This window comes from Streptomyces sp. NPDC006265 (assembly GCF_040613555.1).
Lineage (GTDB): Bacteria > Actinomycetota > Actinomycetes > Streptomycetales > Streptomycetaceae > Streptomyces.
Genome location: NZ_JBEXSH010000713.1, coordinates 1 through 4789, shown reverse-complemented (window position 1 = coordinate 4789; position 4789 = coordinate 1). Strand labels below are relative to the sequence as shown.

3 protein-coding genes and 2 pseudogenes are annotated in these 4789 nt (G+C 70.3%); 3 read left to right on the top strand and 2 right to left on the bottom strand.

From position 1 onward, the window contains the following. Window positions 1–117 precede the first annotated feature (117 nt). The gene (locus ABZ281_RS38150; RefSeq protein ID WP_356662611.1) at window positions 118–480 is read left to right on the top strand and encodes a nuclear transport factor 2 family protein; all 363 of its coding nucleotides are present in this window, start codon (window positions 118–120) and stop codon (window positions 478–480) included. Window positions 481–549: 69 nt separating this feature from the next. Further along, a pseudogene (locus ABZ281_RS38145) lies at window positions 550–846 on the top strand (tetrahydrofolate dehydrogenase/cyclohydrolase catalytic domain-containing protein); the annotation flags it as partial. Between the two features lie 362 nt (window positions 847–1208). On the opposite strand, the gene ABZ281_RS38140 reads toward ABZ281_RS38145, so the two are convergent. Continuing rightward, window positions 1209–1868: a TetR/AcrR family transcriptional regulator gene (locus ABZ281_RS38140; protein ID WP_356662610.1), complete on the bottom strand. Its 660-nt coding sequence runs from the start codon at window positions 1866–1868 to the stop codon at window positions 1209–1211. A 192-nt stretch (window positions 1869–2060) separates the two neighbouring features. On the opposite strand from ABZ281_RS38140, the gene ABZ281_RS38135 reads away from it, so the two are divergent. Beyond that, complete coding sequence (locus tag ABZ281_RS38135; protein ID WP_356662609.1) at window positions 2061–3317, top strand: YncE family protein; 1257 nt, start codon at window positions 2061–2063, stop codon at window positions 3315–3317. Between the two features lie 6 nt (window positions 3318–3323). Here the strand turns inward: ABZ281_RS38135 and ABZ281_RS38130 are convergent. Beyond that, a pseudogene (locus ABZ281_RS38130) lies at window positions 3324–4706 on the bottom strand (endoglycosylceramidase); the annotation flags it as partial. Window positions 4707–4789 lie beyond the last annotated feature (83 nt).

Here is a 4789-nt window from a genome sequence, read left to right as displayed (position 1 = left end):
CGTCACACCCAGTGTCCCGATTGCGCTTGCCGAGCCCGCCGGGCGGGAGGACGCTCGACAGGAGAGGCCTTTCGCGGCCCGCGTACACCGGGCCGCGGCCCTTCGAAGGAGGTCATCATGGGAACCGCGGCAGACCCCGCTTTCGACCGGGACACCCTGCGCCGGGGCGTGGAAGGGGATCCGGACATCCTGCTCTCCCTGTACGCCGACGATGCGGAGCTGCGCATCGTGGACCGCACGACCCAGCCCAGCCACCCCAAGGTCCTGCACGGCCGGGACGAGATCGGCCGGATGCTGGAGGACGTCTACAGCCGCGACATGTCGCACACGCTGGAGCGGTGCGTCATCCAGGGCGACGCCGCCGCCTACAGCGAGAGCTGCCTGTACGCGGACGGGGTGCGCGTCTTCTCGGAGTCCATGATCGGGCTGCGTGACGGCAAGATCGCCGAGCAGACGCTGGTCCAGGCCTGGGACGAGTAGCGGGAGCGGCCCCGCAGAAGTCGATGCCGTGCGCCTGGGCGAAGCAGCACATCGGCCCAGGAGTAGATCATGTCGCAGGCACGGCTCATGGACGGCACCGCACTCGCCCGGCGGATCGTCGAGGAGACCGGCGAGCGCGCGACCGTCCTCACCGAGCGGACGGGCACCGCGCCCTGTCTGGCGACGGTGCTCGTCGGTGAGGATCCCGCGTCCGTCACGTACGTCCGGATAAGGCAGAACCGCGGCCGCAAGGCCGGCGTCACCTCGCGGCACGCGGCCCTGTCCGCCGCCACGACCACCGGGGAACTCGTCGCCACGATCGAGGCGCTCTCCGCCGACCCCGGGGTGCACGGCATCCTGCTCCAGAGGGTGTACCGCGCCCTCCGCGCACGACTGCTGGCCGGACTGCTGCTGGGGGTCGCGCTGCTGATGGCGGTGGATCTCGTGGTGCCGGCGTCGGCCTAGCGGGTCATGTTCCGGTCTCGGGGGGATCCTCGGTGCCGCGCTGGGTCGGTGGCCTTGAGCGGCTACGGGCGGGCCGGCGCGGGTCCACCCGGCAGGCGCCGGGCCCCCCATCCGGGGCGGGTCAGGTTCCGGGCGGCGTGCGGTGCCCGATGTGCGGCATCGGGATGCGGCGTGCGGCGTGCGGCGTGCGGCGTGCGGCGTGCGGCGTGCGGCGTGCGGCAGGACGCTTGCCCGCGTCCGCGCCCCGCACCAGGCACCCGTCCTCACCCTTCCGGCTTCCACCCCGGCGGCCACAAAATGCCCAGCAGCTGCCGGACCAGCTCGTCGACCACCTCGTCGAGGGTCGCGTCGACCCAGCCGGCGCTCCAGTCGTGCAGCAGGCCGTTGACACTGCCGATGAAGCCCGTCGCGGCGAGGCGGTAGTCGCGGGGTGCGGCCTCTCCGCGTGCCGCGGCCGCGTCGGCCTCGGCGCAGATGAGGTCGACCCAGCCGGCGCGGCGGGCGAGCCGCTGCTCCTCCAGGCGCGGGCTGACGCCGATGATCTCGACGAAGGTGATGCGGATCCGGCGCGGATCGGCGGCGACGTTCCCGGCGTAGGCGCGGAAGATGGCGGTGACGCGTTCGACGAGCGGCACGTCCGCCGCACCCCCGGCCGCCTCCAGGACCGCCGCCTCGGCCCAGCCGTTGACCTGGAGGTGCAGCGCGGCGAGCACGTCCTCGAGGGTGCGGAACTCCTCGTAGAACTGGCGCGTGGACAGCCCGGCCGTCTCGCTGAGGGCCGCGACCGTGGTGGAGCGGAAGCCGGGGGCGTCTCCGAACAGTTGGAGCGCGGCGTCGAGGAACCGCCGGCGCCGCTCGGCCTGCCGCTCCTCTGCGGTCTTGCCGCCGTAGCGGCCGGTCGGCGCTCTGAGTCTGCCCGGCACCGGCTCTCCCTTCGTCGTTCGAACACTGATTTTGTCGTGCACGCGGTCTTGTGGAGAAGGCCGCCCCTTCCTTACTTTGCAGTAAGTTGACTCTGAAAGCACGTGTGTTCAGATTCCGCGCCCAGCTTTGGCATGTCCCACTCACATCGCGCACCCCACGGCCGAGACCCCACAGCAGAGAGGGGAGCAGTCATGCCCGTCTTCCGACGCAGGCACCTGTGCTCCGTAGCCGCAGCCCTCGCCCTGACCGTCACCGCTCCCGCGACCGCCGCCACCGCGGCCGCCCCGGGCTCCTCCGCCGCGCTGCGCGAGGTGCTGTTCGTGGGCAACAACTGGGACGGCACCGCCGACGTCATCCGGTCCTCCGGTGACTTCGCGAAGATCGGCCGCATCAACGTCATCCCCGACAAGGACGAGCGGATGGCGGCGATCAACGCCGATCCGATCAAGTGGATCTACTTCATGGCGATCCGCAACAGCGTCGGCGAGGGCCACGACCAGTTCGTCGACGACATGTACTCCACGCCGGACGGGGCCTCGGTGGTCGTCTCCCGGCCGAGCTTCGCCGACGTCGTCTCGATCGACCTCGCCTCCGGGCGGCTCAACTGGCGCTTCCCCGTGTCCGGTTACCGCTCCGATCACATGGCCGTCTCCCCCGACGGCAAGCGGGTCGCGGTGTCGGCGTCGACCTCCAACACCGTCCATGTGCTGGACATCGTCTCCGGCAGGGAACTGGGCAAGTTCGGTACCGGCGACAAGCCGCACGAGAACATCTTCACCCAGGACGGCAAGTACATCTACAACATGGCGATCGGCGACGTGAACACGCAGACCGACGCCCCGTGGCTGGACTGGACGAAGGGTGACCGGCGCATCACGGTCGTCGACGCCACGACGTTCAAGCAGGTCAAGGTCATCGACATGCGTCCGCAGCTGGACGCGCTCGGCCTGAAGGACTACTCCGACGCGGTCCGCCCGGCCGTCTTCTCACCGGACGAGTCGAAGCTGTACTTCCAGGTCTCCTTCTTCAACGGCTTCTTCGAGTACGACATCGCCACCGACAAGATCACCCGCACCAAGACCCTGCCGAAGAATTCGGCGACCAGCGACGACCGCACCACCTTCGTCAACGACTCGCGCCACCACGGCGTCTCGATGAGCCCGGACGGCCGCAAGCTGTGCGTCGCGGGCACGATGGACGACTACGCCACCGTCGTCGACCGCGCCACCCTCCAGGAGGGCCCGCTCGTCACCGCCTCCAAGCCCTACTGGGCCACGGTCAGCGGTGACGGCAAGTCCTGTGTGGTCTCCGAGAGCGGCACCGACCAGGTCACGGCCATCGACTTCGCCACCGGCAAGAAGGTCGTGTCCGTGCCGGTCGGCGACCACCCGCAGCGCGTCCGGCTCGGTCGTGTGGCGGCCGACTGGACGAGCCCGTCTGCTGGTTGACCTCCTTCAGTCGACCTCCCTCGCCGCCCACGCCGCCAGTTCGGAGCGGGCCGCGGCGAGCAGATCCGCCGAGGGAGCCGTCGCCCCGTTGGTCACCAGCGCGTAGTGCAGGACGCCCGAGTCCGGCGCGGTGAGCAGCAGGCGGCGGCTTCCCGTGCCACCGGGCTCCTGTGCCACCGCGACCGGGGTGGCCGAGGTGTACGCCGGCGGGGCGTGGACCGTGCCCAGGTCGGAGACGACCGTGGTCGACGCGGTCGGGAAGCTCGCCGGCAGATGCAGTTCGGTGGGCGCCGAGCCACCGTCGGAGCGCCACAGCAGCAGCCCGTACTGCCCGGACCCCACGAGGCGTTGCACGTTCGGCAGGGAGCCCGGCACCGGGTTCCAGGTCAGGGTCGTCGAGCCGTCCCGGGAGCGGTCCTCGTAGGTGAAGCCGACGGTCCGACCTGCCGTGGCACTTGGGTAGAGGCGGTCCAGGAGCCGGGCGTCCTGGCGGAGCACGGGTTTGCCCCTGCCGTCGAGGCGTACGGCGGACAGGTCCTCGTCGTTCCAGGCGTCGCCGGTGGTGAGCACCTTGTCGGGGTTGGCGTTCATCAGCTCGCGATGGCGGCCGTTGTAGATGTCCCACTGCCACTGTGAGCCCGAGAGCACGGGTCCCGAGGCGGCCGGGCCGGACCACCAGTCGGCGCCCTTGAGGCGTGAGTCGAGGGCCTGGTACATCGCCTTGAGGACGGTCGGCGCCTTGTCGGAGACGTTACCGGCCAGGGGGTGTCCGAACTCGCTGACCACGGCGGCCGTCTGCGCGGCGGCGGCGCGGCCGCGGACGGTGCGGAAGTCGCCCGCGTACTGGCCGTCGGCCGCCTTGCCCCACATGAAGACGCCGGAGATGGCCTTCTGGTCGTAGAAGTGGGTGTTGAAGACGTAGCGCGGCCCGAGTTTCCCGGCGTCGAGCAGGCCGCCCTCCTGCTTCTGGAAGTCGAGGTTGGCGTTCCAGAAGAGGTTCGGTTCGACGAAGGCGGGCTTGTCGCGCCATCCGGCGCTGTCCATCCGGGCCCGGAACTTCTCGTAAAACGGCCAGAGCAGGTCCTTCTCCCAGGCGCGGCTGGTCTGCCCGGAGTCGTAGACGCCCGCGTGCGGCTCGTTGTACGGGTCGAAGCCGGCGATGCCCTTGAACTGATCGGCGCTCAGGTGCTGTTGAACGTAGGCCATGGTCTTCTGGGCGGTGGTGAGGAAGGCGTCCTGCACGCCGTGCGCGTTGTGCCAGAAGTCGTGCGTGGCACGTGTCACCGCCTGGTTCTGAGTGATGTTCTGCCCCCAGAAGAGGCAGATCCCGCAGGACTCGTCCGGGTAGTTCCCGGCGTCCACCGCCCACTTGGGCGCGCCTTCAACGCTCGTCAGCGCCGCCTTCGGCGCCCGCCTTGGCGTAGGCGTAGGTGTCTTGCAGGCCCGCCTCGCTCACGTCGCCGGTGACGACC